We start from the raw sequence: 4,483 nt of genomic DNA, 5'->3' as shown, positions 1-4,483 counted from the left end.
CAGGACGTACACTCTTTCCCTACACGACGCTCTTCCGATCTCATTAAAATAACCTTGTAAACTCTCATCTTTTATATCTAAAAGAACACTTTTATCTTTTAATGTTAAACCAATATTATAATTTTTATTTTCATTAGTTCCCATTGATGCACAAAAACAAGTATCCCATCCTTTATCTTTACATCCAATTACAACATATTTAATCAATTTTTTAGCTTCTATATAATATTCATCTTTAAATTTGTTATTTATATATATATTGTCTACTCTATCAATTCCATGTAAATCACAACTTCTTAAAAAAACTAAAGCTTTCTTTACTCTTCCTTTTGGTTTTATAAACTCCTTTTCATTAAAATAAAAAAGTGTTTCACGCATTGGTAATAATATCTCTTTTGGTGAATAGTAAGATTTTTCAGTAAAATTAATTTCATCAAAACTATTAACCTTTTCATATTTAACTAAATCAGTATCTGAAAAAGTCCCTTTAAATGGATTTGTAACAGGAGCATAAATATCATACTCATCAGATAAGTTTAATAATATCTTATTAAACTCCTCATTGGAAAATTCTTTTTTCATTCTTTCACCTCTTTTTTTAATGTATCTTAATATATATATTGTACATAAAAAATTGTATTTTAGTTATGATAAAAATCACACTATTTATGTATTTTGTTGTATACTATAGGTAGATATTAATTTAGGAGGAACACTATGAATAAATTTTATGATTTCTTAAAAACAAAGTTGTCTATAGAATGTATTACTGAGTTATTAGCAATGACTTCAGTTAAAATTCTAAAAAAGGGCGACCTTATTTTTTCAGAATCTGAAAAATGTAAAAATATATTCTTTATAGTTCAAGGTAATGTTAACTTGTATAAAGATAGTTTTGATGGAAAAAGAAAGGTTATTTATTTATTAAAAAATAATTCTATCTTTAATGAAAATATATTACTTGATCGTTTTGAAAGAACTTGCACAGGGAGTATAGCCTTTACTGATATAAAATTACTAAGTATTCCTGCAAAAAAAATGAAAGAATTAATGTTTAAATATCCTGAACTTTCTTTTTTTATTATAGAATCTCTATCTTTAAAAAATAGAAGACTTTGTAGACAATTAAAGAATACAACAACAATAAATATGGATAAACGAGTAGCATCTAAGTTAATTAAACTATCAAAAGATTATGGTATAGATAAATCTCCATATATTGGATTCTCTTTTAAAGTAACTAATACATACTTAGCTGAAATGCTTGGTACTAATAGAGAGACTATATATAGAAGTTTAAAGAAGTTAAGCTCATTAGGACACTTAAAATATGAAGATGGTTATTTATTTATATTAGAAGATCAATTGACAAATTTTTTCTATTCAAAATAATCCTTATAATAGATGTTTACATTTTATTTTTTCCATTTCCTTTTAAATACAATTTTTTTTGAAATTTATGGTATAATTTTATGAATAGTAAAATTTTAAGGAGTATAATAAAAATGAAACAATTTAAAAAAGTTTATATAGAAATTTCGAATATTTGTAATTTAAAGTGCAGTTTTTGTCCCACAACTAAAAGAGAACCAAAATCTTTAAATAGCAGTGAATTTGAACATATTTTAAAAGAGATAAAACCATATACAAACCACATATATCTTCATGTTAAAGGGGAACCTCTTTTTCATAAAAATCTAAAAGATTTTCTAGAAATTAGTAAAGCTAATAATTTTTTTGTAAATATAACAACTAATGGAACTTTAATTGAAAAATACAATGATATTTTTATAAGTGATCTTGCGCCTAGACAAATTAATTTTTCACTACATAGTTTTGATGGGAAATTAGAATCAATAGATAATAAAAATTATTTGATGAATATTCTTAACTTTACTAAAAATTCTTTAGAAAAATGTCATACTTATATTTCTTTAAGACTTTGGAATTTTAATCAAAATGATAAAGATTCAATTCAACAAAAAGGGAATAGATATATTTTAAACACAATTGAAAATTTCTTTAATTTGGATTATAAAATAGCTGATATTCTTACTCCTGGAAAAGGGTTGAAAATCAAGGATAAACTTTTCATTAATTCTGATTTAGAATTTAAGTGGCCAGATTTAAATGATGATTTTGAAAATGAAGATGGTTTTTGTTATGGTTTAAGAAATCAAATTGCAATTTTATCAAATGGAACCGTTGTTCCTTGCTGTTTAGATGGTGAAGGAGTTATAAATTTAGGAAATATCTTTAAAGAATCTTTTAATGATATTTTAAATAGCAAAAGAGTTAATAATATTTATAATGGATTTTCAAATCATAAGGCTGTTGAAATCTTTTGTAAAAAATGTCAATTTAAAAATAAATTCTAATAGGAATTGCTATTTTGTATATGAATAGAGTATAATATAAAAAATAAAGTATGAGGAGCAAAATTATGTGGAAAAAATTGTCATATTTAGCTTGTATTATTGCTGTAACTTCTGTTAGTTCTCAAGCATGTACAGGTATTACTTTGAAAACTGAAAATAAAGAGATTATACAAGCTAGAACTATTGAATGGGCTGGAAATAATCTTAATAGTAATATTATTATTTCACCAAGAGGAGAAAAATTTCAATCTCCTTTACCTGATAAAAAATTAGGTTTAAAATGGACTAGTAAATATGGATTTGTTGGAGCTTCTGTTAGTCATGAATCTATTATTGGTGAAGGAATCAATGAAGTTGGACTAAATGCAGGAGTATTTTATTTTCTAAATTATGGACAATTAGCTCCATATACTGGTAAAAATACTGAAAAAACAATTAATGACATGGACTTTGTAAAATGGGTTTTAAGTAATTTTAAAACTGTTGATGAAGTTAAAGAAGCAATATATAAAATAAAAATAGCACCTATTATTATTGAAAATGGAGTTCCGTCTCCTACTGGTCATTGGAGAGTTACAGATGCTAGTGGAAAAAGTATTGTTATTGAAATTATAAAAAATGGTGAAATACACATATATGATAATACTGTTGGTGTATTAACAAATTCTCCAGGTTTTGATTGGCATCTAACAAATTTAAATAACTATGTTAATTTACATACAGGCGGAAATAAAGGATTTATGTTAGGAGATCAAAAAGTATTTCCTGCTGGAGCTGGATCTGGATTTTTAGGACTTCCAGGTGATGTGACACCACCATCTAGATTTATTCGTGCTGCTTTTTATGCAAATAATACACCACCATTAAAAGGTAATACAGAAGGAATAAATCAAGCTTTTCATATTTTAAATAATTTTGATATTCCTATTGGAATCTCTTTTAATAATAAAAATGATATTCCAAAAGATTTACCAAGTGCTACTCAGTGGACAACTGCAATTAATTTAAATGAACATAAATTTTATTATAAAACTATGAATAACCAAAATATAAGAATGATTGATTTAAATAAAATAGATTTTTCTAAAGTGAAATATCAAGTGATGCCATTGGATAAAAATAATAAACAAGAAATTGAAGAGTTAATTATTAAATAAAAATTAAAAAGGTAGAGTTTTCTACCTTTTTAATTTCCAATTAACTAATAGCTCTAAATAGGAGATAAAGATTTGAAAAAAAAATTTGAATATAAACTTATTAAATTATCAATTTTAACTTCCTTTCCATTATTGATTCTTCTCATTGGAATAATTACATATACTGAAATTAATAATGAAACAACTAAAGTTAAAAGAAGTTTAAGTGAAGTAGCACTGGAAATTTCTGATACAAAATTTGTTAAAGAATCTATCATATATAAAACTTTTAATTTACAAAAATATGCTAAAATATTTGTAGATAATAATAAAGATGTAGATATTGTTGTTATTGCTGATAAAAATAAAATTAGATATAGTCACCTAGATCCCAAAAAAGTTGGCCAAGTATTTGGTACAAAAGATAGTGATAAAATATTTCAATCAAAAAAAGGATATTTTGTTACTACAAAAGGATCTCAAGGAATTACATTTAGAAGATTTGAGCCTATAAATGAAGACAATAAAATTATCGGTTTTGTTATGGTTGGAAAATCTTTTAATGTTTTTAAACAAACAATATTTTTTATTTTAATTAAAATACTTTTTTTATTTTTAGGTAGTTTTTTATTTATTTTTATTGCCTCTAAAAAACTTGCAAAAGAAATAAAAAAAGAGATGTTGAATTTAGAACCTGAAGAAATAACAAATCTATATATTAATACTAAAAGTTTAGTAAAACAACAAGCTACAATTATTGATAATATTCATGAAGGCGTTGTTGTTTTAGATTCTAACTTACAAATATTAAATATTAATAAAAAAACATTTGAAATTCTTCATAATTTTAATATTGAATCTTTTATTAAAAAATTTAATAAAATTTTTATTAAGCAAAAAAATATTTACTTTAGAGAGATTATTATAGGAAATGAAAAAGTTTTTGTTAGTATAATTCATTTGTTTGAG

General features: G+C 23.6%; 4 protein-coding genes. All 4 read left to right on the top strand.

What is annotated here, in order from left to right:
• Positions 1 to 717 precede the first annotated feature (717 nt).
• On the top strand, positions 718 to 1,392 hold the full coding sequence (locus Q0V09_RS08105; protein ID WP_297488338.1) for a Crp/Fnr family transcriptional regulator: 675 nt from the start codon (positions 718 to 720) through the stop codon (positions 1,390 to 1,392).
• Between the two features lie 113 nt (positions 1,393 to 1,505).
• On the top strand, positions 1,506 to 2,378 hold the full coding sequence (locus Q0V09_RS08100) for an SPASM domain-containing protein (RefSeq protein WP_297488335.1): 873 nt from the start codon (positions 1,506 to 1,508) through the stop codon (positions 2,376 to 2,378).
• A gap of 65 nt (positions 2,379 to 2,443) precedes the next feature.
• Positions 2,444 to 3,535, top strand: coding sequence for a choloylglycine hydrolase family protein (locus tag Q0V09_RS08095; RefSeq protein WP_297488331.1), 1,092 nt, complete (start codon positions 2,444 to 2,446; stop codon positions 3,533 to 3,535).
• Between the two features lie 72 nt (positions 3,536 to 3,607).
• The coding region (locus Q0V09_RS08090) for a hypothetical protein (protein WP_297488328.1) at positions 3,608 to 4,483 on the top strand (876 nt) is incomplete at its 3' end.

Source organism: uncultured Cetobacterium sp. (assembly GCF_947039425.1).
In the GTDB taxonomy this organism is placed as follows: Bacteria; Fusobacteriota; Fusobacteriia; order Fusobacteriales; family Fusobacteriaceae; genus Cetobacterium_A.
The sequence above is the reverse complement of the archived record's forward strand: the minus strand, read 5'-3'. Positions and strand labels throughout refer to the sequence as shown.

Coding starts and splice junctions, on each gene's coding strand:
- Q0V09_RS08105 (WP_297488338.1), top strand. CDS start 718: ATGAATAAATTTTATGATTTCTTAAAAACAAAGTTGTCTATAGAATGT.
- Q0V09_RS08100 (WP_297488335.1), top strand. CDS start 1,506: ATGAAACAATTTAAAAAAGTTTATATAGAAATTTCGAATATTTGTAAT.
- Q0V09_RS08095 (WP_297488331.1), top strand. CDS start 2,444: ATGTGGAAAAAATTGTCATATTTAGCTTGTATTATTGCTGTAACTTCT.